This window comes from Spiroplasma gladiatoris, from assembly GCF_004379335.1.
Taxonomy (GTDB): domain Bacteria; phylum Bacillota_I; class Bacilli_A; order Mycoplasmatales; family Mycoplasmataceae; genus Spiroplasma_A; species Spiroplasma_A gladiatoris.
Window position 1 is genome coordinate 151690 of the sequence record NZ_CP038013.1, and the last position, 25074, is coordinate 176763.

Annotated in this window: 21 protein-coding genes and 6 tRNA genes; 23 read left to right on the forward strand and 4 right to left on the reverse strand. The window is 26.3% G+C overall.

Going from position 1 to position 25074, the window contains the following annotated elements:
* The first annotated feature begins 3 nt into the window (after window positions 1-3).
* The 4 genes from ligA to gatB are packed head-to-tail and all read left to right on the forward strand — an operon-like array spanning window position 4 to window position 5187.
* Window positions 4-2001, forward strand: a complete 1998-nt coding sequence (ligA, locus tag SGLAD_RS00690) for an NAD-dependent DNA ligase LigA (protein ID WP_134297138.1) — start codon at window positions 4-6, stop codon at window positions 1999-2001.
* Entirely contained in the window at window positions 2001-2291 is a 291-nt protein-coding gene (gene gatC / locus SGLAD_RS00695; protein ID WP_134297139.1) for an Asp-tRNA(Asn)/Glu-tRNA(Gln) amidotransferase subunit GatC, read from the forward strand. The genes ligA and gatC overlap by 1 nt, the downstream gene beginning before the upstream one ends.
* Complete coding sequence (locus tag SGLAD_RS00700) at window positions 2292-3755, forward strand: amidase family protein (protein ID WP_134297140.1); 1464 nt, start codon at window positions 2292-2294, stop codon at window positions 3753-3755.
* Window positions 3748-5187 carry an Asp-tRNA(Asn)/Glu-tRNA(Gln) amidotransferase subunit GatB gene (gatB, locus tag SGLAD_RS00705; RefSeq protein ID WP_134297141.1) on the forward strand — a complete coding sequence of 480 codons (1440 nt, stop codon included), beginning with the start codon at window positions 3748-3750 and terminating at the stop codon, window positions 5185-5187. The genes SGLAD_RS00700 and gatB overlap by 8 nt, the downstream gene beginning before the upstream one ends.
* A 31-nt stretch (window positions 5188-5218) precedes the next feature.
* Here gatB and SGLAD_RS00710 read toward each other — a convergent pair whose 3' ends face one another.
* Window positions 5219-5911 (reverse strand): potassium channel family protein, encoded by a 693-nt coding sequence (locus tag SGLAD_RS00710; RefSeq protein WP_134297142.1) that lies wholly within the window; start codon window positions 5909-5911, stop codon window positions 5219-5221.
* A 139-nt stretch (window positions 5912-6050) separates the two neighbouring features.
* On the opposite strand from SGLAD_RS00710, the gene SGLAD_RS00715 reads away from it, so the two are divergent.
* The 3 genes from SGLAD_RS00715 (at window position 6051) to SGLAD_RS00725 (ending at window position 12952) form a co-directional block, all read left to right on the forward strand.
* A complete protein-coding gene (locus tag SGLAD_RS00715; RefSeq protein ID WP_134297143.1) occupies window positions 6051-7688 on the forward strand; it encodes a TrkH family potassium uptake protein in 1638 nt (545 codons plus the stop codon).
* A 147-nt stretch (window positions 7689-7835) separates the two neighbouring features.
* On the forward strand, window positions 7836-10637 hold the full coding sequence (locus tag SGLAD_RS00720) for a cation-translocating P-type ATPase (RefSeq protein WP_134297144.1): 2802 nt from the start codon (window positions 7836-7838) through the stop codon (window positions 10635-10637).
* Between the two features lie 473 nt (window positions 10638-11110).
* Complete coding sequence (locus SGLAD_RS00725) at window positions 11111-12952, forward strand: ABC transporter ATP-binding protein (protein ID WP_134297145.1); 1842 nt, start codon at window positions 11111-11113, stop codon at window positions 12950-12952.
* A 45-nt stretch (window positions 12953-12997) separates the two neighbouring features.
* On the opposite strand, the gene SGLAD_RS00730 is transcribed toward SGLAD_RS00725, so the two are convergent.
* The 3 genes from SGLAD_RS00730 to SGLAD_RS05440 form a co-directional block, all read right to left on the reverse strand.
* Window positions 12998-13255, reverse strand: coding sequence for a hypothetical protein (locus tag SGLAD_RS00730; RefSeq protein WP_134297146.1), 258 nt, complete (start codon window positions 13253-13255; stop codon window positions 12998-13000).
* Between the two features lie 138 nt (window positions 13256-13393).
* Window positions 13394-13771, reverse strand: coding sequence for a hypothetical protein (locus SGLAD_RS00735; protein ID WP_134297147.1), 378 nt, complete (start codon window positions 13769-13771; stop codon window positions 13394-13396).
* A gap of 127 nt (window positions 13772-13898) precedes the next feature.
* Window positions 13899-14033 (reverse strand): hypothetical protein, encoded by a 135-nt coding sequence (locus tag SGLAD_RS05440; RefSeq protein WP_279585901.1) that lies wholly within the window; start codon window positions 14031-14033, stop codon window positions 13899-13901.
* Window positions 14034-14633: 600 nt separating this feature from the next.
* On the opposite strand from SGLAD_RS05440, the gene SGLAD_RS00740 reads away from it, so the two are divergent.
* The 16 genes from SGLAD_RS00740 to potCD all read left to right on the forward strand — a co-directional run bounded on the left by SGLAD_RS00740 (window position 14634) and on the right by potCD (window position 24136).
* Window positions 14634-14870, forward strand: coding sequence for a hypothetical protein (locus SGLAD_RS00740; RefSeq protein WP_134297148.1), 237 nt, complete (start codon window positions 14634-14636; stop codon window positions 14868-14870).
* Window positions 14871-15050: a hypothetical protein gene (locus SGLAD_RS00745; RefSeq protein WP_134297149.1), complete on the forward strand. Its 180-nt coding sequence runs from the start codon at window positions 14871-14873 to the stop codon at window positions 15048-15050.
* Between the two features lie 61 nt (window positions 15051-15111).
* A complete protein-coding gene (locus SGLAD_RS00750; protein ID WP_134297150.1) occupies window positions 15112-15303 on the forward strand; it encodes a hypothetical protein in 192 nt (63 codons plus the stop codon).
* A gap of 261 nt (window positions 15304-15564) precedes the next feature.
* Window positions 15565-15640: transfer RNA gene (locus SGLAD_RS00755), tRNA-Asn, on the forward strand.
* An 8-nt stretch (window positions 15641-15648) separates the two neighbouring features.
* Window positions 15649-15724, forward strand: a tRNA-Glu gene (locus tag SGLAD_RS00760).
* A 17-nt stretch (window positions 15725-15741) separates the two neighbouring features.
* A tRNA-Val gene (locus SGLAD_RS00765) sits at window positions 15742-15817 on the forward strand.
* 10 nt (window positions 15818-15827) lie between these two features.
* Window positions 15828-15903: transfer RNA gene (locus SGLAD_RS00770), tRNA-Thr, on the forward strand.
* Window positions 15904-15980: 77 nt separating this feature from the next.
* Complete coding sequence (locus tag SGLAD_RS00775) at window positions 15981-16367, forward strand: hypothetical protein (protein ID WP_134297151.1); 387 nt, start codon at window positions 15981-15983, stop codon at window positions 16365-16367.
* 39 nt (window positions 16368-16406) lie between these two features.
* Window positions 16407-16482, forward strand: a tRNA-Lys gene (locus SGLAD_RS00780).
* A gap of 5 nt (window positions 16483-16487) precedes the next feature.
* Window positions 16488-16572 (forward strand) — tRNA-Leu (locus SGLAD_RS00785).
* A gap of 95 nt (window positions 16573-16667) precedes the next feature.
* Complete coding sequence (locus SGLAD_RS00790) at window positions 16668-17519, forward strand: Cof-type HAD-IIB family hydrolase (RefSeq protein WP_134297152.1); 852 nt, start codon at window positions 16668-16670, stop codon at window positions 17517-17519.
* A gap of 4 nt (window positions 17520-17523) precedes the next feature.
* Entirely contained in the window at window positions 17524-17826 is a 303-nt protein-coding gene (gene trxA, locus SGLAD_RS00795) for a thioredoxin (protein ID WP_134297153.1), read from the forward strand.
* Between the two features lie 4 nt (window positions 17827-17830).
* Window positions 17831-18667: a Cof-type HAD-IIB family hydrolase gene (locus SGLAD_RS00800; protein ID WP_134297154.1), complete on the forward strand. Its 837-nt coding sequence runs from the start codon at window positions 17831-17833 to the stop codon at window positions 18665-18667.
* A 285-nt stretch (window positions 18668-18952) separates the two neighbouring features.
* Complete coding sequence (potA, locus tag SGLAD_RS00805) at window positions 18953-20011, forward strand: spermidine/putrescine ABC transporter ATP-binding protein (RefSeq protein WP_134297155.1); 1059 nt, start codon at window positions 18953-18955, stop codon at window positions 20009-20011.
* Complete coding sequence (gene potB / locus SGLAD_RS00810; RefSeq protein ID WP_134297156.1) at window positions 20004-21038, forward strand: spermidine/putrescine ABC transporter permease; 1035 nt, start codon at window positions 20004-20006, stop codon at window positions 21036-21038. Before potA ends, potB begins: the two co-directional genes overlap by 8 nt.
* A complete protein-coding gene (potCD, locus tag SGLAD_RS00815) occupies window positions 21002-24136 on the forward strand; it encodes a spermidine/putrescine ABC transporter permease/substrate-binding protein (RefSeq protein WP_134297157.1) in 3135 nt (1044 codons plus the stop codon). The genes potB and potCD overlap by 37 nt, the downstream gene beginning before the upstream one ends.
* The last annotated feature ends 938 nt before the right edge of the window (window positions 24137-25074 follow it).

Genomic DNA, 25074 nt, shown 5'->3' on the forward strand with positions numbered 1-25074 from the left:
ATTATGACAGAAATTGAAAATAAAATTGAGCATTTAAAAAAACTTTTACAAGAATATGGTTATGCATATTATGTTTTAGATAAACCTTTAGTAGATGATGCAGAGTACGATAAATTATTTAATGAACTTTTAGAACTAGAAAAAAATAATCCTGCTTTAATAACAATTGATTCTCCTACCCAAAGAGTAGGAGGAATAGTTTTAGATAAATTTGAAAAGTATAAGCATCAAACTCCAATGTTAAGTTTGGCAAACGCGTTTAACCAAAAAGATTTAAAAAACTTTAATGATCAAATTTATAAAGAGATCGAAAATAATAATTATAATTTTTTTGTAGAACCAAAAATTGATGGACTATCTATATCACTTATTTATAAAAAAGGAAAATTGCATAAAGCAGTTACTAGGGGCGATGGAATTTATGGAGAAGATGTCACTTCAAATGTAAAGACTATAAAAAGTATTCCATTAGTGATTAATGATAAAGATAGTTATGTTGAGATACGAGGAGAAATATTTTTATCTAAAAAAGAGTTTGAAAAAATTAATAAACAAAGACAATTAGATGAAGAACCTTTGTTTGCAAATCCAAGAAATGCAGCAGCAGGAACAATTAGACAATTAGATTCTAATATAGCAGCTTCTAGAAACTTAGACGCTTACTTATATTATTTTATGAATAGACAAAAAGTTGAAACACATCTTGATTCTCTAGAGTACTTAAAAAAATTAAAATTTAAAGTAAATGAATTAGGAAAATTATGTAATAGCATTGAAGAAGTTATAGAACATATTAATTTTATAAGCGAACAAAGATTACAATTAAATTATGAAATCGATGGAGTTGTAATAAAAATAAATAATTTTGATTTATACGAAAAAGTTGGATATACTTCAAAGTTTCCAAAATGAGCCATAGCTTATAAATTTCCTGCAGAAATAAAAGTCACAAAACTTTTAGATATTTTTGCAACTGTAGGAAGAACGGGAAAAATCACATATAACGCTTCACTTGAACCAGTTCAACTAGCTGGAACAACGGTGCAAAACGCAACTCTACATAATGCTGATTTTGTAATGCAAAGAGATATTAGAGTTGGTGCTAACGTTAAAGTTAAAAAAGCCGGAGATATAATTCCTGAAATTATAGAACCAATCATTAATAAGGATTTTGAAGCATTAAAAAAATTTAGCGAAGTAAAAAATTGTCCTATTTGTAAGTCTACTTTAGAAAGAGTTGATGGTGAAGTTGATCAATATTGTATAAATATTTCTTGTCCTAGAAAACTTATAAGATCAATGGAACATTTTGTTTCTAGAGAAGCTATGAACATAGAAGGTTTAAGCATAAAAATTATAGAAAAACTTTTTGAAAATCGTTATATAAAAAAAATCTCTGACTTATATAAATTAGAAAATCATAAAGAAGAATTAATCAGTCTAGATAAAATGGGTAAAAAATCTGTAGAAAATTTATTAAAAGCAATTAATAAATCTAAAACAAACTCAGCTGAAAAATTATTTTTTGGTCTAGGTATTAGACATGTTGGAAAAAAAACAGCACAACTTTTAATCTCTATTTTTAAAGATTTAAAAAACTTTAAAGATTTAAATATTACACAACTAGAAAGTATTCATGATATAGGACCTACAGTTGCAATGTCTGTTGTGGATTGATTTAAAAATGAAGATAATTTAAATTTATTAAATGAATTAGTAAGTTTGAATGTAAATACTGGTTACTTAGGACAAGTTGGATCTAAATTTAATGACAAAATTTCAAATAAAAACTTTGTTATAACAGGAACTTTGTCACAACCAAGAAATTATTTTAAAAATATTCTTGAAGAATATGGCGCAAAAGTTATTGATAGTGTTAGTAAAAAAACAGATTTTTTATTAACAGGAACAGATGCAGGAAGTAAACTTGACAAAGCAACAAAGCTTGGTGTTAAAATAATTGAAGAAAAAGATTTTGAAATTATGTTAGGAGAAAAATAATGAAAATTGAAAAAAAATTAATTTACGAATTAGCTGATGATATTATGCTAGATTTAACCGAACAAGAAGCAGATGAATTTTTAAAGTTGGAAAACGATTTACTTTCAAAGTTTGAAAAAGTGTTTGCAATAAATGTTAATGGTGTAGAACCTAGTCACTACTGTTTTGAATATTTAAACTCATATTTAAGAGATGATAATCAAACAAGAGTCATTCAAAAAAATGAACTTTTAAATAATGCTCCAAAAGTAGTCGATGGTTTTGTAGCAATAGAAAAGGTAGTTAAGTAAATGAATTATAAAAATCTAAGTATCATTGATATACATAATAAATTAAAGTATAAAGAAATTAGTGTAAAAGAATTAGTAGATAATACTTATAAAAATTTACAAGCACATTTTGAAAATAATTTTTTAGTGACATTAATAGAAAATAAAATGTCTGAATTTGATTTGCAAAATCTTTTTGATGAAAATAACTTATTATCTGCAATCCCTTATGTTACAAAAGACAACATCTCAACAAAAAATATTTTAACAACAGCAGGTTCTAAAATATTATCAAATTACATTCCTTCGTTTGATGCTACCATTACAAAACAGTTAGAATCTAATAAATGTATTTTGTTAGGTAAAGCAACTTTAGACGAATTAGGAATGGGTGGAACAGGTCTATTTGGTTTTAACGGAGAGGTTAGACACCCGCTTGATAATTCAAGAATAGTTGGAGGAAGTTCAAGTGGTAGTGCTTATGCTGTAAGTGCAGGTTTAGTACCATTTTCAACAGGAACAGATACAGGGGATTCAATTAGAAAACCTGCAAGTTTTAATGGAATCGTTGGATTTAAACCAACATATGGAAGTATTTCAAGATTTGGTGTCATACCTTATGCACCGAGTTTAGATCACGTTGGTTTTTTTACAAGAACAGTAGATGATGCTGCAATTTTAAGTGATGCAACTTTTGAATATGATAAAAATGATTTTACTTCATTTAATAATAAAAAAGAATATTACAAAAACATCAATGGGTTAAATAAAAAAATCAAATTTGGATTTTTAAAACCAGTATGAAAATATATGAATGAAGATTTAAAAAATAAGTATCAAGAACTTTTTAATCAAATAAAAAAAGATGACAATGAAATTATTTTAATAGATTTTGACGAAACTTTATTAAAAACAATTCCAGCTATTTATATGATGATTTCTTTTTCTGAAGGAGTATCAACCCACTCTAATCTTGATGGAATAAACTTCGGAATTAGAGAAGAAGGAAAAGATTACATTGAAATAATGAAAAAAACAAGAACCAAAAACTTCGGAAAAACTGTTAAAAAAAGATTTACAATAGGAAGTTATCAATTAAAAAAAGAGAATCAAGAAGAAATTTTAAATAGATCTAAAAAAGTAAGAAGAATATTTATTGAAAAAACAAATGAGTTGTTTGATTTAATAGATATTTTAATCTTGCCTCCGTCTTTTGAACCAGCACCAACTGTAAAAAATGTTTTAGGAACTGATGTAGAAGATCGTAAAGATTATGAAGGAAGCTGAATTGAAGATGTTTTAGAAATAGCAAACTTTAATGGAATGCCTTCAATTACAATTCCGTTTATAAAAAAAGAAAACCTACCAATTGGTATAAATTTAAACGCAAAACCAAAAGAAGATTTACTTGTTTTACAAGCAGCTAAATATTTAGAAAATCTAATTAAAGCAAACAATTTTGAAGGCGGTGAGTTAAGTGAGTAATTTTGAAGTGATAATAGGAATTGAAAACCACGTTGAGTTGAAAACTAAATCTAAAATGTTTTCACCAGCTCCTGTAAGTTTTGGAAAAGAACCAAACACACAAGCTTGTGAAGTAGATTTAGGTTATCCAGGTGCGCTTCCAACCGTTAATAAAGAAGGAGTTAAGCTTGCTTTACTTGCATGTAATGCTTTGAATATGGAAATTGATAAGTTATTAAGATTTGACAGAAAAAATTATTTTTATCCAGACTTAGTAAAAGGATTTCAAATCACTCAACAATTTCACCCAATCGGAAAAGAAGGTAAATTAAAAATTAAATTACAAGATAATTCTTATAAAGAAATTGAAATTGAAAGATTGCACATTGAAGAAGATACTGCAAAACAAATTCATAAAGAAGAAATTACTTTATTAGACTATAACAGAAGTGGAATCGGTTTGGTTGAAATTGTTTCAAAACCGGTTATAAGAAGTGCATATGAAGCGGTTGAATATGTTAATAATTTAAGAGAAATTTTGTTATACCTTGGTATTAGTGATGTAAAAATGAGTGAAGGTTCTTTGCGGTGTGATGTAAACATTTCTTTAAGACCTTATGGTTATAAAGGTTTTGGAAACAAAGTAGAAATTAAAAATCTAAACTCTTTAAATAATGTAAAAAAATCAATAGAGTTCGAAATTGAAAGACAGTCTAAACTAATATTATCTGGTCAAGTTGTTCAACAAGAAACTAGAAGATATGACGAAACAATACAAGAAACAGTTTTGATGAGAGTTAAGACTGATGCTGTGGACTATAAATATTTTAGAGAGCCAAACATTAATCCAATTTTGTTAGATCAAGATTGAGTTAACGAAGTTTTAAATGCATCTTTAGAACTACCAAATACTAAAAGACAGCGTTATATCAACGATTTAAAATTAAGTGTTGATGACACAAACTATTTATTGTCTAGTGTTGAATTAAATAATTTTTTTGAGAGTTGTCTTAAAATAGGGAGCGATCCAAAAAAAATATCTAATTATATAATTAGTGATATTAAATCTTTATTGAATAAAGATAACATTACAATTGTTGAGTCTAAAATTAATCCAAAACATTTAGCAGACATAATAAAATTTTTAGAAGAGGGTATTATTTCTTCAAAACACGTTAAAGCAATTTTGCCAATTGCTTATTCGTCAGGAAATGAAGTTGAAGATATTATAAAAGCGAATAATCTAAGATTAATTAACGATGAAAACGAGATTTTAAAATTACTCGAACCAATTATTTTAGAAAATATAGAATTAATAAAAACTCAATATGAGAATCGCCCAGAAAGAGTAGAAAAAACTTTAATGGGACAACTTATGAAAATTACAGGTGGGAATGTTAATCCTGATAAATCAATTGAAATAATAACTAATCAATTAAAAAAAGTAAAGTAGTTAACTACTTTACTTTTTTATTAATAATTTTTTAGTTATCTTCTCAATCGCCCTTAATTTTTTCGATCAAGTTGTTAATAATGTTATTTTTTGCAAAAACAACAAGAGTATCATCTTCTTTTAAGGCGGTATATTCATCAGGAATAACTATTTTACCATTACGTTTAATTTGAATAATGTTAAAATCTTTATTAGTACTTAGCCCAGCCTCGTTTATAGTTTTATCAATTATTTGCTCATCTTTTACGATAATATTTGTGAAACTATATTCTCCATCAGTTGATTGTAAATCTCCTTCAATGTCAAATAGTGATTTTGTAGCCATCAATTTACCTGTTAAAACATCTGGAATAATAACTTTATCTTCATCTATTCCTAAAGCAACTAATATTCTTTTGTGATGATTATCCTTAGCATTTACAATAATATTTTCAACACCCAAGTCAATCAAGTTTAAAACCGTAATAATTGACGCTTCCATGTTTGAACGTAAACTTACAATAACACAATCAAATTGAGAAATCCCATTCTTTTCTAAAGCACTTTTATGTGTAGTATCTAAAACTATTCCTTCAACTGAATCAAAATCTGATAAGTATAAATTTAACTTTTCTTCGTTTATATCAAACATTTTAATATACTGTTTTTTTTCGTCTAATGTTTGAGCAACAGATAATCCAAAGTAATTAGCCCCAATTATTGCAAAACTTTTCTTTTTAGCCATATTTTAAAGCCTCTTCTTTCTAACTTTTTAATTATACAACTGTTTATTAATTATAGTACAATAAAACTACTATATTTTGATTTATAAAAAAAACTTGTTGTATAATAGTTAATAGTTTAAAAAGTTAGGAGTTGTTCTAATGCAAGATTCTTTAAATAATTTAAAAGAAAATCCAAATAAAAATGTGGAAAAAAAGTTAAATAAAAAGATTTTAGCTAATAAAAAGAGGCTGGAAAAAGAAGTATTTAAAAAAACAACTTTTCAAAAACTTAAGTCTTGATGACCATTTTCTAAAATAAGTGGGAAAATAATTATTGGTTATCTTTCTGCTATAGTGATTGGTGGTTTTTTATTATCAATACCAGGAGTTGTTTTAGATAAAGAATCTTATTGAAACTTTATAACAGGGATGTTTACGGCTTCTAGTGCTATTTCTGATACAGGAATTACAATTTTACAAACTAATACTCAATATAGTTTGTTTGGACAAATTTTAATTTTAATCATGATTAAAATTGGGGGAATAGGATTACTAACAATCAAATTAGTAATTTTAGCTTTATTAAATCGAAAAATTTCATTAGACGATCAACATGTTGCAAAAAGCGAAAGAGGAACAGGAACAGTTTCAAATACAGTTGAAATGATAAAAGATGCATTTATTTTTTTAACTTTTATTGAAATCAGTGGGGCTGGAGTTTTATTTTTTGGATTTTATTTTACACCCTTAAGTTCTACAGGTGCTGCAAATACCGATTTTAGTGTTACGAACCCTTATCATAATTTTTCTACTTCAATTTGAGCTGCAATATTTCACTCAGTAAGTGCTGTTAATAATGCAGGGTTTGACATAATTTCAAAGGCTTCACTTCAACCTTATAACCAAGGAGATCAAAGAGGTTATTTTTTACAAGTAATTTTTATGATGCAATGAATAATTGGTGGTTTAGGATATCCAACATATCACGATATCAAAAGAAAACTAAAAGCTAGAAAAGAAGGAAAAAAAGTTAAATTTTCTTTATTTACAAAACTAAACTTTGTAGTTTATACAGGGCTATTATTTATAGGACCGATTTTAGTAATTATGTCTGAGGTTTTAACTATTGAAAAAAGTAAAATAATGTATAGACCAACTGGATTTGATGGAGTTTATGAAGAACAAAAAATCTATCAATGAGTATTTGATATTATTTTTAACGTAACTTCCTGTCGGAATGCAGGATTTTCTACAGTTGATGTTAATAATTTTACAGCAGGATCTAAATTTATAATGGCTATATGAATGTTTATTGGCGCCGCTCCATCTTCAACAGCTGGAGGTATTCGGACAACTACATTTGCGATTTGTTTAATTGCAGTTGTTTCAATAATCAGAAATAAACACTCGATTGAAGCTTTTAAAAAGAAAGTTCCAGATGAAACTGTTAAAAGAAGTTTTGCAGTTGTTTTTCTTTCATTTTTTATTGTTGTGTTTAGTATTTTTATTGTTTATCTAGACTCAAATAAAATGTTATACAATCGTGAAGCTTCAACTGATAATACAGAATATACAATTATTCAATTAATTGTATATGTTTGTAGTGCGTTTGGAACTGTTGGATTTCAACCATTTGATAATAAAGAAATTTTAGCAATGGGTGTTTTAAGTAAAATTATATTAGTAATTACAATGTTTGTAGGACAATTAGGAATATCAAACACATTACTTGCTTTTGTAAAACCAAAAAATAAACAAAATTATGCTTATTTAGAAGAAGAAGTAACTATTGGATAATATTCATTTTATATAAAAAAAAATTTCATAAAAAACTATAAATAACCCTTATAACACTAAGTTATAATAGGGTATTTTTTTTAGCAAGTTTGTATTTTATTTTTAAAGTTGTAAGATTGATTTTGTAGAATTTAAAGGAAAAAATATATGCAAGAAAACTTAAATAAAAATACAACTTCACTTGCCGATCGAATTGACAAATACTCTAAAAAATGACATGCTTTATCAAATGAAAGAATCTTAAAAATTTTAGAAAGTAACCAAATTACTGGGCTTTCTTCAAAAGAAGCTCAAAAAAGACTAGATGAATTTGGTACTAATTGTTTACCAAAACCAAAAAAACCAAATTTAGTAAAAATATTTTTCAAAAGTTTTTTAGACCCTTTAAGTATTATGATGGCAATTGCAGGACTTGTCTCTCTGATTATTGGTTTAATTAATCAGTTAGAAGCTCCTGATATAGCTGGTTTAGTAATAATATGTGTTATTATTTTAACTAACTCATTTATTGCTACTATTCAAGAATACAAGGCATTAAATCAAAAAGAAGCAATAAAAAATAACTCGGTTCAAGCGATTGTTTTAAGAGACTCAAAACAAATTAAAATAAGTATTGAAGAAATTGTTCCGGGAGATATTATATATACTAAATCTGGAGATTATGTACCAGCAGACTGTAGAATTATTGAAAATCAAATGTTAAAAGTAGATGAATCTGCTTTAACAGGAGAAAATGAAGCAGTTGATAAAGTTGATGAAATTTTAGATGAAAATCAACTTGTGTTGGGAGATCAAAAAAATATTGCTTTTATGTCTACTTTAGTAATTGAAGGAAAAATGAAAGGTGTTGTTTTTAACACCGGAAGAGAATCAGAAATAGGGAAAATTGCTACAAAAATTAGTGAAACTAAAAAGAAAAAAACACCCTTAGAAAAAAAAGTAGCAAAATTAACATTGATTATTGGAATAATTTCAATAATACTAGGAACAATTATTTTTACTATCGCTTATTTAAACAATAGTAAAATTAACGAGTCAGTCTATCAATTATTGTTAGTAGCTGTTTCTTCTGCTATTAGTATAATTCCAGAATCTTTAACTATAATAGTAAAAATTTGTTTAATGATTGCAACTAAAAAAATGGCTACTAAAAATGTTATGATTAAAAAACCAAAATCAATTGAAACATTAGGGAACATTAACGTTATTTGTTCTGACAAAACAGGAACACTTACTCAAAATAAAATGTTTGTTGATAGTTTATATTTTAATAATAAAGTTTTTAACAGCAAGGATTTAGATTTAACAGAAGACCCTTTGGTTAGATGTATGGCTTTATGTAATGATGCAATTATTAATAAAAAAGGAGAAAAAATAGGGAACGCAACAGATTTAGCATTAGTAAGTTTATTAGTTGAACAAAAAATTAATTATTTAACTATGAGAAGAAAATATAAAAGAGTTGATGAAGTTCCATTCGATTCAAAAAGAAAAGTAATGTCAACTGTTAATTTAATTGATTCTGAAAACGGTCAATATGTAGCTTATACAAAAGGTGCAATGGACTATTTGTTACCTAATTGCAAACACATTGTCGATGGTAAAGATGTTAGACCTATTAATGATGATGATATAGCAAATATTAAAGATCAACTATTAAGATTTGCAAAAAAAGGAATGCGTACATTAGGATTTGCAAAAAAAGATTTAGAAAAAATAGACTTAGAACAAGATTATCAGTATGAAGATAAACTTGTTTTTATGGGATTAGTTGGAATTATTGATCCGCCAAGAGAAGAAGTTAAACACTCCGTACAAGAAGCACATGATTCAGGGGTTAGAGTTATAATGATTACTGGAGATCATAAAGTTACTGCTTTTGAAATAGCATCGAGATTAGGCATTGCAGATGAAACTTATAATGATGTTATAACAGGAGCTGAAATTGAAACTTTATCAAGAGAAGATTTAAAAAACAAGCTAAACCAAACAAATGTTTTTGCAAGAGTTAATCCAGAACATAAAGCTTTAATTGTAGATTTATTACAAGACCAAAATAATATTGTTGCTATGACAGGTGATGGAGTTAATGATTCACCAAGTTTAGTTAAAGCTGATGTCGGTATTGCTATGGGAATTACTGGAACTGAAGTGTCTAAAAAAGTAAGTGATGTTATACTAACTGATGACAATTTTAAATCTATAATTTCAGGAATAAACTCAGGAAGAAACGTTTATGAAAAAATAAAATACTCTATTTCATTTTTGATTGCAGCAAACATTAGTCAAGTTTTAACGATATTGTTAGTATTAGGAATATTTGGCCAACTTGCTCTAAACTCAGTTAACATTTTATTTCATATTTTTGTTGTTGAAACAATTGTTGCAATTCCAATTGGTATGCAAAGCGAAAGAAATGGGGTTATGCTAAATCCTCCACCAACTCATAAAAAAGAAAGTTTATTTAAAGGTATATTAGTTCAAATAATTTTAACAACATTTTTTAACACATTTTTTGCTGTTTTAAATTTCGCAATAGCTGAAATTTATATGAATAACTTCAATGTATCACTTAGTGCTGAACAATTAAAAAATTTTGCTACTGGTTATGCTAAAGCGGGAGCTTATATTTGTATAATGTTTTCTCCTATATTTTATGCAATTTTATTTAATAATAAGTTTATGCCGATATTGAATTCTAATAAAAAAGTAGTTGTTGATAAATATAAACCAAACAAGTGATTAATTATTCTAATAACATTTTCTATAATAATAACAGCATTGACAATGTTGCCTTTTGAAGGTTTAAATGTATTTTTCGATTTTAAAACATATAATTTACCTGCCGGATTAGCTGCTATTTTTGTAATAAACACTTTACTTGTACCACTATTTATTTTTATTACAAACTGATCTTTTACAAAAATTTTAGCAAGACAAAAAAAATAAAATAATACAACCTAAAAATAAACAAATATACATTTTATTAGTTTATTTTTAAAAGGTTGTTTATTTATATTTAAATTAGTTAGAAATAAAGAAATACTTTTTACATAATGTTTATATTAAAACTTTAATTAATATACATAGTTTTTTGACAGATTAATTTACAAATGATATGATGTTTATGAATAGTATCTTAAATGATATGTTCAATGCAAAATCAACAATAAAATTTATGTTGATGGGTTGTGGTCTTTTTTTTAATCTAAGCCACTTATAAAAAATAATAGAACTATATCAATAGTTCGCAAAAAAACTTTTAAAAAGTTTGTTTGTCTTTTTATAAGACCATATTGATTTTAATATAGCAGATAATATTAAAATCAACTTTAGTTCAAATGTTCGAACTCAAAGAAACTCTGCATCAAAAAAATATTGAATAAAATCAATATTTTTTGCTTTAAAGAACGGAGATTTATATGAACGCGATAACAGGTTCTACAAAAGGGCCTTTTAAAAAATTATTATTTTATTATTATAAAAAAGAATACAAATTATCAATTTTATTGTTAATAATGAGTTTATTGATAGTGGCATGCTCAATTTTACTACCATTATTAACTTATCAATTAACACTGGCGATAAATATCAAATTATCAGATCAATTAGGAGAAAGTAATCCTATTAATAATCAAAATTTAATACCATATTGAAACTTAGATATATATTTATTAATATCTATATCGATATTAGATATTGCTTTGTATTGTGTTGCTTCATACTTTTATGAAGTGGTTGCTTATAACATTGGAAGAAAAATAGAAATTGCTTTAAGAAATAAAGCTTTAGAAAATTTAGTAAAACAAGACATTTCTTATTACTCAAACAAAAAAACAGGAGAAATTATTACAAAAATTATTAACGATACGCAAATTATAGGAGATCAAGCGATTCAGGTTCCTCTTCAAATTGGTGTGTCAAGTTTAGAAATAGCATCAGCTGCAATATTAATGCTTGTTTTTTCTTGAAAAATTGCAATACTATCTTTAGCAATATTTTGTTTATCAAATATTGCTATGATATTTAGTTTTGTAGCAACAAGAAAAAAATTATATAAGGCAAAAGATACAATTACTAAAATAAATGGAGATGTTGTTAATCGTCTTTCGGCGATTAGTCTTATTAAGTCATCGGGTACAGAAGAATATGAAACAAAACGATTTGTAAATATTCATCAAAAGTATTATGATGAATCAAAAAAAGTAAACACTAACCAAGCGATGATGCTAACAATTATATGAGGAGGAATATTTGTTTTAAATTTCTCTTCTATATTGTTGTCAATATTAATTTATGGTATTTTTGCAGAACCTAATGAAGGTTTAAGTTTTTTTAAATATAAATTAGCTTCATTTCAATTGGCTCAATCTATGCTAACTGCACCATTGTTTCAAATTATGAATGCTTTAATAGGATTAATGAACGCTTCTGTATCTTCACAAAGAATAATTAAAACAATGGAGTCAAAACCTAAAATAAAAAAAATAAAAGACGAAACTATTAAAGGAAAAAATATTTGAGGAGATATAAAATTTGAAGATATCGACTTTGTTTATCCAGAAAAACCAGGAAAAAAAATTCTAGAAGGTTTTAATTATGTTTTTAAAAAAGGAAAAAGTTATGCAATTGTTGGTGAAACGGGTAGTGGTAAATCTACAATTATAAAACTATTGTTAAGATTTTATGATCCAACAAATGGTAAAGTTCTTTTAAATAATGATTGTGATTTAAAAGAAATTAGCTTATCTAAATACTTAAGTAATGTTGGATATGTGGAACAAGAACCTCAAATTTTATATGGAAATGTTTTTGAAAACGTTAAATACGGAAACTTTAAAATGAATAACAAAAAAATAATAGAAGCTTGCAAAAAGGCTGGTCTACACGAACTGATAATGTCTTGACCAGAAAAATATAACACTATTTTAGGTGAAAGAGGTGTTATGTTGAGTGGTGGCCAAAAGCAAAGATTAGTAATAGCAAGAATGTTTTTGAAAAATCCTAAATTGCTCTTACTAGATGAAGCGACTAGTGCTTTAGACTCAAAAGTGGAAAAAGAAATTCAAGCAAAGTTATACAAATTAATGCAATCAAGAACGACTATTATCGTCGCTCATAGACTAGCTACAATTAAAAAAGTAGATGAAATTATAGTTTTAGGAAGTAATGGTAAAGGAATTATTCAAAAAGGAGCATTTGACAAGTTAAAAAGCATGGAAGGACCTTTTAAAGAATTATACGAAGCAAGTAAAATGGAATAATAAATATATAAAAAAAGTTTTTACTAAATAAAGGGTCGCCCCAAACTACATATATTTTAATAAATTACTCTCAAAAATTTCTTTGAGAGTATTTTTTAATTTGTTTATTATTCTATTATTAGAATAATTTCATATACAATCTTTCATTCAATTTATAAAAGTTCCATTATCTTCAAACTTATAACCTACATAATAATTTTGTTTTATGCTTTTAAAAAATGTTTCTACTATCAAGTTTTGTCAAGAAGCATATACATCTGTCATGCTTTTAATAATATTGTAATTGTTACAAAATTCTTTCATAATTAAGCTCCTAAATTGTGATCCTCTATCCGTGTGGATAATGCTGTTTTTTACATCATATTTAGCAACTAAAAGTTTCATACTAATAATAAGTTCTTGTTTGTTTGATTGTTTGCAAAATATGTTATTAAAGGTAGTCTAGAATATATATCTATATAAGCAAATAAGTAATTTTTTGTTTTTTATTTTGAACTCCAAAATATCTAAACAAATTTTTTCTAACGATTTATTTGCAATAAACTCGCTTTTATTTGTTTCTTGGTTTTTTAATAAATTGGGAGCTGTATTTATTAGATCTTTGTTTTTTTTAGTATAAGCTTTTCATTTTCTACTTTTTTCACAATTTTCAGGAACTAGATTTTGTGTTTTCATAGAACTCAAGACCATTTTTCGACCTAAACCAAATTTTAGTGCAATTTTTTTGTGCCCTCATTTTCGATGAGTTCCATATTTTGAATATTTATCGTAAAAAACTTGGTTTATAAATAAGTCATAACTTGTGTCTCTTATGGTCATATATTCTTTTGAACCATTTGATAATCATTTATTATAAGCTTTTAGATTAATATTTAAAAGATTAATTAGTCATGATAATGCTATATTTTTTGCTCGTAATTTTTTGCTATTTTATACAATTCGATATTTACTTTTTGTTTTTTCATTCCTTTACTAGAGATACTGTATACTTTTCCATAACTTCTACTTTACTTGTTAGTTTTTTATTCTCTTTTTCTTTAATTTGCATCTCTCTTCTTAAATGTTCCAACTCTTGTTTCATTGTTTCAAACTCAACTTCTTTATTTATTTTAGGTTTTCTACCTCTCTTTGCATCAATTAGCCCAGCAATTCCTTTTTGTTTATAACGATTTTGTCAAATATAAATAGTTGATGTTTGTTTAATATTAAATTTTAAAGCTAACTTTCTTGCGCTTATATCTGTATTTGTAAACTCATCTATTATTTTCTTTTTTATTCAGCACTAAATAAAATAGTTTTTGCCATAAAAAAAATCACCCCTCTATAAAAATTATATACATAATTTTTATGTAGTTTGGGGTGACCCTTTAATTTAGTGCGGCACCTTTAACTGCTTCTATGAGATCAATATTTATATCATGTAATGACTCAGCTGCGGCTGCATCTAAAGGTACTGTTGTAAGTTTGGATTTTCAAATAGAGTAAAATCAATTGCTGCTGCAAAAAATTGTTTATGATAAATTTAACGGAAAAAACCCCCCGAAAGCGATGCGAACTTATTAGTTGAATTTAAATAAGCAAACGAAATTAAAGGAGAAGTTAAATTTCAAATAAACAATACAAAAACATTTTTTCAAGTGAAATTAACACTGAAAATTTAAAAGTATTAAAAGAAAATTTGGTGACAAAAGTAAGTGGCAAAAAAGAACTAAATGATGTAGAAAAAAATATTAAGTCTGTATTTAATAACTATTATATTACAAAAACTTTTATAGAAGACATAAAAACTGCTTTTGCTAGTGCTTGAGAAGAAGTTACAGGTGGGGTAAAAATTGAAGATACATATAACTCAACATCCAGAAGTGAAAAAAATAAAAAAGCAAAATATGACGCTTTAGCTAAAAAAATAAGTGATTAAATGTATACTTCGTTAGAAGCAAAAAACCTTGAAAATACTTATATATCTGAAATAAACTTTGATTATAGTGCAAAAGGGTGAAAGATCAGTTATAAATTAATGATTGATTTAAATGGTAATAACACTTATGATGAAAATGAAAAAAGTAATGAGTCTGAAAATAGCGGTTTAGAATATTAAAAAACTTAAAGAAAGTTCAACACAAGATGAAGTTGATGCAAAAAATAAAGAGGTTGGTTGAATGAAAAAAACTCAAAACTTATTGTCATTAGGAATATATAAAATGAAATTATTTATGCAACAATTAGTTTTAACTAATGGAAACGAATGACTAAAAGATGTATTATATGGTTTATTAGTTAATTTTGCTGAAAACGTATTAGAAATGATACCTAACATTAAGACAATGCTTAGTGTTCCGGTAGCATCTTAAATTTTCAATAAATTTGTATTATTGCCATTAAGTAATAAACTTACTGCATCAATAATTAAAATGATAGTTACTTGAGCAGAAGAAAATAAAGATAAAAATGCTATATCAATAATTAATGTCCAATTTTTTATAACTAAATAAGAGTTAAATTAAACTTCAAAGCTCCAATTAATATTGATAGAAGTTTTTTTAAAAAAAATAAAAAAAGTTTGTATTTTTTATTATATCTATGCTATTATGAATAAGTAGTTTTTAAGAAATGGCTTTTTAGCTCAGTTGGTAGAGCAACCGGCTGTTAACCGGTTGGTCGCAGGTTCGAGTCCTGCAAAAGCCGCCATTTTTTATGGCCTGTTGGTGAAGCGGTGAACACACACGGTTTTCATCCGTGCATACACGGGTTCGATCCCCGTACAGGCTACCATATTTTTATTTTTTTGTGGAGTGCTAGCTCAGTTGGGAGAGCTCCTGCCTTACAAGCAGGCGGTCGGCGGTTCGAGCCCGTCGCACTCCACCATTTATTTTACGCTGATGTGGCTCAATTGGCAGAGCAACTGACTTGTAATCAGTAGGTTGTAGGTTCAAGTCCTATCATCAGCACCAGTAAAAAAAATATAAGCAATCTCAACTAATGAGATTGTTTTTTTATGTAAAATATAATTATGTATAAGAGGTAAACTATGAAACAAATGATAAAAAATAGTAGAATAATTTTAATAGCAATTGGAGTCTTTATGTCGTTTTTGGTAAATGTTTTAGCAATGATTTTTTGAAAAACTATTGCAATAAATTTAAACAAGTTTACTCAAGAAGGGTTTGTTTTTACAATGACTTATTTATGTATTATGCTGGGTTGAATTATTGTATATTCATGCCTAATTTTTATAAAAAGAAATCTATCATTTGGTTATATTGGATCAATTATGTCTCTTATTTTTGCAATTCAAATTATTCTTGTTTCATACTTTTTTTTAACATGAATTTTTTGATTACCTTATTGTATTTCAGCAATTGTAACAATTGTTGGTAGTGCATTGATAATTAAAGATAATCGAGAAAATTTATAGAAATAAATATATTTATGATATTATTATTTTGTTGCAATTGTCTCGTTAGCTCAGTCGGTAGAGCAACTGGCTTTTAACCAGTGGGTCATAAGTTCAAGTCTTATACGGGACACCATTAAACCGGGATTGGCGGAATTGGCAGACGCACCAGACTTAGGATCTGGCGTGGCAACACGTGGGGGTTCAAGTCCCTTATCCCGGACCATATATGAAATAATACTCTTGAATTTTTTCAAGAGTTTTTTTATAAAAAATATCATATTTCATACATTTAATGTAATATATAGCAAGGTGGTTTTTATGAAAGAAAAGTTAAAAGAGAAAGTAATAGTTTTTGTTGATTTAGATGGTACAGCGTTAAATTCAAATCATGAATTTAGTAATAAAACTAAAGAGATTGTAAAAAAACTTTATAATAAAGGTCACTTGCTAATACCAATAACTGCAAGAAGTACAAAAGATGCAATTTTTCAACAAGCTGTTAATTTAGGATTAGATAAATTAAAAGGAATAGCCGTTGCAAATAATGGGACACATATTTACGATTTTAAAACTAACTCATTTATAAGAAGTAGCACTATTTCACAAGATATGTTAAAAAAAGTTTTTGAAAAAACTTATGGTAAAATAGGTAAGTACAAAGTTCATTATTTTGCAAATGACAAAACTTATGTTTATGGAGATGGAGAAAACTCTCGATATTGAAGCGATATAATGAAGGTTGATTATAAAATCATCAAATCTTTTGAAGAAATTCATAGAGATATCAATCATCTTACTATTATTTTGGATGAAAAAGTTACAGATGAAGATATTGAGAATTTTTATAAAGATTTTGATTTTGTAAGTCAGCAATTGCAAATAACTCAATATACTCGTAGAGTATATGAGCTTTGTGCAAAGGGTATCAATAAAGGAGAAGCAATACAATATATTTTGAATTATTATAATTATGATGATTCAAATTCTTCTATATTTTGCTTTGGAGATAGTGTTAATGATATACCTATGTTTAAAGTAGCAAAATATCCAGTTGCAATGGGTAATGCTATTGATGAAATTAAGAAGTTAGCAAAGTTTGAGACTTTATCAAATGATCAAAACGGAGTTGCTGACTTCATTGAAAAAAATATCTTAAAAGAAGGAGATTAAAATTATGGCAAAAATAATTAGTACTACTGAGGAATTTAATGCAGAAATTTCAAAACCAAACACTGTTGTTGATTTTTATGCAGATTGATGTGGACCATGTAAAATGTTTGCACCATTATTTGATCAAGTATCACAAGAAGCAACTGATTCAAACTTTATAAAAGTAAACGTTGATGAATTAAGAGAAGTTGCAGATAAATATGAGATTAAATCAATTCCTACAGTTGTAAAATTTGAAAATGGAAATGAAGTAAAAAGAAATGTTGGATCTTTAGGAAAAGATGCATTGTTAGATTTTGCAAAATAAAAAAATGATTAAACTAATTACATTAGATATTGATGGAACATTATTAGGAAAGAAAAAACAAGTTTCTAAAAAAAATATTGAAGCAATAAAAAAAGCAAGAGAATCAGGAATTAAAATATGTATTGCTTCTGGAAGAGCTTTAAATCGTATTGAAAAAATTGCAGAGCAAATTGGAGTTATGGATTCTTTGGAATATGTAATAACTATGAACGGGGCAGCAATTTATAAATACAATCAAAAAAAAGAACCAGAATTAATTAGTGAAACATTATTTTCAAAAAATGATGTTAAATATATTTATAATTGTGCAATGGATAATAGGCTAAATTGTTTTTCTTATTCAAAAGATATTAAAAAGGCCTATGTTATTAAAAATAAAGGACCTTTTATTTGGTTTATGAAAAAGATCTCTAAAAGAAATATTATAATTTATAAACGAGATGAAATGGATGAACAAGCTTACAAAATTATTATCTATGGTAATAAAAAAAGAATAAATAAATGTAGAGAAACATTAGAACTAAAAAAATATGAAATGTTTTCTTGAAGTTATTTATCTGGAAATACAGCAAATATTGAAGTTAACCCAAATGGAGTAGATAAAATGTTTGCTTTACAAAATATTGCTAAATTAGAAAATATTAATTCTGATGAAATAATGTATTTTGGTGATGGAGATAATGATAAAAGAGTTATGCAATGAGCTGGACATGGAGTTGCTATGAAAAATGCTGCTAAACATGTGAAAAAAGTTGCAAATTACATTACAGGACATCACAAAAAATCTGGTGTTGCTCAAATGATTGAAAAATATCTAAATAGTTCTAAAAATGCTTTATAAGCATTTTTTTATTTTTTTTCAACTCAATATTTATTGCACAAAATTGTATTTACTTTATAATAAATTAGACAAGATTTTTTTTGAAGGGAGAATAACTATGAATATGTATGATGTTGTTAATATTAGTCAATATATTATTGAAGAATGACTTGATGTAGTTATTACTCGAATTGAATGATTTGAAAAAATCTTAGAAACTGAAATGCTCCTCCTGAATGCGTAATAAGATAAGATTACGCGATAACAACTTAATATTTAAATCTATAAGAGGAGAAAAAAACGCCAATGAACAAGAAAAATAATATATTGGAAATTCGTAACTTAACAAAAAGTTACGATGGAAAAGTTGTTTTAAAAGGTGTTAGTTTTAACGTCCACGAAGGAGAGTTTATTACTCTATTAGGACCTTCAGGTTGTGGGAAAACCACAACTTTAAACATTATTGGAGGACGTGAAAAACAAGATTTAGGAGATTTATTATTTGAAGGAAAAGACTTAACTCCAATTCCAAGTAATAAACGCCAAATTAACACAATTTTTCAAAATTATGCTTTGTTTCCACATTATGATGTGTATGATAACATTGCATACGGTTTAAGAATTAAAAAAACTAAAGAAGATCTAATAGAACAAGAAGTTATGAGATACATTAAAAAGTTCTCTTTAGAAGGACATGAAACAAAAAGAGTTCATGAATTGAGTGGAGGGCAAAAGCAACGTGTTGCAATTGCAAGAGCTTTAGTTTTGAAACCAAGAATATTACTTTTAGATGAACCAATGTCAGCTTTAGATGTTCAATTAAGAAAAAAAATGCAAGCTGAGCTAAAAGAATTACAAGAAGAAATTGGAATTACATTTATTTTAGTAACTCACGATCAAGAAGAAGCTTTAACTTTAAGTGATAGAGTTGTTGTTATGAATGACGGAAACATCCAACAGATAGGAACTCCAGAAGAAATTTATAATGAGCCAGAAAATAGATGAGTAGCAAACTTTATTGGAGTTTCAAATTTAATTAATGATGGAATGATGGTAAAAGACAATCTTGTAAAATTTGACGGAAAAGAATTTGAGTGTGTTGATAAAGGATATGGTGAAAATCAATCAAATATCGATATAGTATTAAGACCTGAAGATATTAAAATCGGAAAACCTGGGAAAGGATTTTATGATGGCGTTGTAGAAAACGTAACATTTAAAGGTGTTCATTATGAAATATTAGTTGAAGGTGAATTTAGAAAATATAAAATTCACACAACTGAATTCCATGATTTTGACTCAAAAGTTTCAATTAGTTGATCACCAAGCGATATCCATGTAATGTGAAAAGAGATTGATGAATAATCTAGATAAAAACGAAGCTTTATTAGAAGAAAACGAAGCTTTAGATAATAACGAAAACAAAGACAATTTGGATGTCGAAACAGAATTAGAGGCAATCGAAAACATTGAAGCTATCGGAGAATCAGAATTTGTATATCAAAAACCTCCATTAAAAGAAAGAATTGAAAATTTTAAAGTAGTAAAAACTTTAAGAGGGAAAATATGACCAATATTAGTACCATTCTTTTTTGTTATGAGCTTTTTAGTTGTATTGCCTTTAATTGGAATAATTTTATTTGCAATTATTGAACCTTCAGGAAATAGTATAAAATTCAAAGCAAACTTTGAAAACTTTATTAAATTTTTTGCATCAGAAAACATAATGATTGTTTTAGGACTTTCACTTTTGTATGCATTTGCAGCAAGTATTATTTGTGTAACAATGGCCTATCCAGTAGCACTTGTTTTATCACAATTAAAAAATAAATTATTAGCAAAAAATATGTGAGTTCTAGTTACTTTACCTATTTGAATTAGTATGATTTTAAAAATATTAGGTTTAAATAGCTTATTAGAAGTAGTAGGATCATCATTTTTAGGAACGCCAGGAGCAATTGTATTAGGAATGGTTTATATGTTTTTACCATTTGCAATATCTCCAATTTATAACGCATTAGAAAATCAAGATCCAAGCTATTATGCAGCAGCACTTGATTTAAAAGCAAGTAAGTTTAAAGCGTTTTGACATATAACATTTAGACAATCATTACCAGGAGTATTTGCAGGATTTACATTAGTAATTGTACAAGCTTCAACTTCTCTATTGATTGTTCGTTATATGGGAGATGGAAAAATCAGTTTAATAACTTCAATTATTGAAAATTACTTTTTCAAAGGAACTGATTTTGGGTTTGGAGCAGCGGTTGCTGTTATTCTAGCGTTATTATTATTTGCAATTATGGGGTTAATGAAATTAATCTCTAATAAATTTGAAGTAAGGGGGTCAAGAAAATGAAAAAACTCTTCAAATCAAGTTACTTCGCTTTAATTTTATTATTCATTTATATTCCCATTTTTGTAATGATATTATTTTCTTTTAACTCAGGAAATAGTGTTAGTGAATGAAATGGATTTAGTTCAAAATGATATAAAACATTTTTAGAAAACTCACCATTTGTTAAATCGATAATAGTTTCATTATTTGTAGCAGTTGTTTCAACAATTATTTCAATAGTAATTGGAGTAATGGCTGTAATTGGTTTATCAAAAATGAAAATAAAAACTTCAAATCGTTGAGTTAGAATAGCAAATATTCCATTAGTAAATGCAGATGTAATTACAGCTGTTGGATTAATGTTATTTTTCATATTTGCAGGATTAAAGTTTGGAATATTTTCATTAATTTGTGCACACGTTTCATTTAACGTACCATATGTTATCATTACAGTTCTACCATTTATGAATAGAATTGATAAAAACTTAATTGATGCATCAAAAGACTTAGGAGCTGCAGGAACAAAAACTGTTAGAAAAATTGTTTTACCAATTTTACTACCTTCTATAATTACTGCAACTGCTATTTGTTTTGCAATGAGTTTTGATGATTTTATTATCTCTTATTTTACAGGTGGAGATCAAACTAACGTTTCTACATTTATCTATACAGCAAAAAGAATGCAACCATACATAAATGTATTTGGAGTGTTTTTAGTTTTAGTAACAGTTTTAGTTGTTTTACTTTGAAATGGTTATCAAATCATTAACAATAAAGCAAAAACTAATAAAGAACTTATTAAAAAAGGTGATTACAAAATTAAAATGAGAAATGCTTTACAAAATAAAATTAATATTTTGCAAGCATCAATTGAAACGGAATTAAAAACAAGAAAAAGTAAAAGTGTTGTAAAGTGAACTAAATTTAAAATACTAGATTTACATTTAAAAATTAAAAGAAATAGAAGTTTTAATTCCAAAATAAGTAAGTTAGAATGAAAAGTGGCTTTACTAAATGAAGAAATAGCAGAATCAAAACGTCTAACAACAATTATTACTAAATTGAATGAAAAAAAATTACAATTACAATCAAAAATAGAAAAAATTAATAATATTAAAAAGTCTGAAAAGCTTCAAGCTGTTATTTATAAAATCGATAAAAAACTTGATAAATATCAAAAAGAAGTTGATTGAATTAAAGAAAGAGAATTAGCTGACAAACAAAAAGCGATTGAAATAGGAAATGAAATTAATGTTCTTAATAAAGAATTCTTAGTTTTAACTCAAGAAGACAAAGATTATCAATGATATAAAGACAAAATTAATAGTTTAACAAAAAAACAACAAGAATTAAATGAAGGAAGAAATATTGCAAAACTTCGTGAAACAATTCAAAAATTACAATCAATGAAAGAAAAAAGTGTTGAAAGTATCGAAAAAACTTATCAAGAGTGATTAGCTCAAAAAAAATTAGTATTAAAACAAGTTTCAATCGTTGAAAGTTTAGATAAAAAACTAAATAATCTTAAAATAGCAAATGCAAGTGATGAACAAATCAATAATTTGGTTGCTTTAAGAAATCAAAAAGTAAGTGAAGTAAAAGAATTATATAGTGCAAAAATTCAAAAATTACAAACAAAACTTAATTCTTTAAATGATGAATTAAACAAAAAAAGAGAAAAATACTTTCCAGATGTTACAGCAGAAGGTTATGTTTCAAAGAGAGCAAGTTGATTTCAAAGAAGTTGAAAACGTCTTGGTTTAGGAGTTTTATTAGTAGGTTCATTTGGACTACTAACAACAGCTTATATTAAAAACAATGTTTATGACTTAGTAATTGGAAACTGAGGAAGTTATATTGATCCAACTCTAATTACTGATTTTGAAAAAGAAAATAATGTAAAAATTAATTATCAACAATTTGATTCTAATGAAACACTATATAATAAAACTTATACATTTAGTTATGACATGATGGTACCAAGTGACTATATGGTAAAAAAATTAGCACAAGAAAATAAATTACAAAAATTAGATTGATGTAAAATTGATGTGTTACAAACACCAAAAAATGTTCAAGGACTACCAAATAGTTGTCCAAAAGATCAAAGAACCGATTTTGACGAAAACTTTGATAAAATTGATGATACTTTAGTAGAAGTTTTAAATAAAACAGTTATTGCTCCAGATGATACTCCAATCTTAAATTATGGTATTCCATGAATTTGAGGTGATGTTAGAATGGTTTGAAATTTAAATAATGATAAAGTAGTAGAATTGTTAAAAAACAAAAATATTTATGATCAAGACGAACAAAAAGAAGGTCAAGAAAACTTAGTAACTCATGAAGAAAATTTAAGTTGAGGACTTTTATGAGAAGCTGCTAATGCTGGAATGGATGTAAAAGTAAATAGTGACCCAAAAAACGTATTTATGTTTGCTTTTGAAAAACTATTTGGACAAATTATGGCAATGCCCCCATCTGAAGAAAATGGAAAATTATCTAAACAAGAACAAATTGATAAAGCTGAAGTTGAAGTAAAAAGTTTAGTTTCACACAAAAATGTTGGACTTTATGGAGATGAAATTGTTGATAAAATTGCTAAAGGAGACTTTGACGTTGCTGTTGTTTATAATGGTGATGCACTTTATTCACATACAAGTGATTATGAGTCTGAAACTGAAGATGGAGAAGAAGATCAAGAAGAACCAAATTCAGAAGAATCTGATGGAAATGAATCAACTAGTGATGATTTAAAAATTACTCATAAAATTGATGGAGGTAATCCTGATTTAAACTCAATTTCACTAATACCTGGAGGTTTAGCAGAAGATAAAGTTTCAGAAGAAAAAGGTGTAAGACAAAGCACTAATATTTGAAGTGATAATTTAGTTTTGAGTGCCGATAATAGAAATTTAGATTTATCTTATAAATTTATTAACTTTATTTTTACAAGAGAGTCACAAGAAAGAATTGTTGAAGAAACAGCTTCATCAACACCTCTAAGTTACTTAATTGAAAATCCTCCATATGAGGGAGAATTAGCAAAATGGTTTAAACCTACAAATAAGGGAGAACCTTTTGATTTAGACAAAGTATGAGATAACTACATGGTTGATAAATTTAACAATATAATAGCAACAAAAAACTAGGTAACTTGAACATCTAAAATAAAATTGACAGTAAAAAAGTACTTTTATTGTTAAAATTTTATTGAAAGGTGTTCTTTTTATATGGCCACCTTCAAAGAGATATATCAATTTTTTTATATTTTGATACTTAAAAATGATAAATAAATGTTTTTAAAAATACTTATGTTATAAAGATTTATAAAATATGTATATTTTTTTATTTGGCAGTTTGAAGGTTGTGTATATATTTAGAAGCTTTTGGAAACAACTAACGCATTTAAAAAACTACAAACATAATAAGCACAATGGAAAATATGAATTAATTCAAAAAATTAATAGATAAAAAAATGCAAAGCTTAAAAAAATAACTGACCAAAAATAGAGAATTTGGTTTTAAAAAGTTTAATAAATTAATGGATAATTTATAAGAAAAATAATTAATCATAAATAAATATAATTATAAATGTAACGTTTTTTTTATGTAAATTTCTCTATATAACTCGAACTAGTAATTATTGTGATAAAAAGAAATAAATCTGATTATGACTCGAAAATATACATAAATAGGACTTATCTTATAAAAGATTTTTTTTAAATAATAATAAATTTATGGATGCCTAAAATAAAAAATATTTTTAATAATATAGAGATTATTGTAAGTCAAGCAAAAATCACTGGAATTATATGAATATTTAAATTTTATTCAATAATCACTATAAAAAAAATTTATGGAAAACAAAAAGAAAGTTAAACAATAACTAACGGTCTTGACCATGTTAATAGAAATTAATCTTTTTATCACAAAAATAAACTGTGAGTTATATATATTACTTACGTACCTTTCGATAAAAAAGTTCTTAATTAAGTGTTATAAAAAATGCTGGTATTAAATTTATATTAGGTGATTAAATATCTTTAAAAACGATTTAGATATTATAAAACAAGCACTTGAAAAAGCT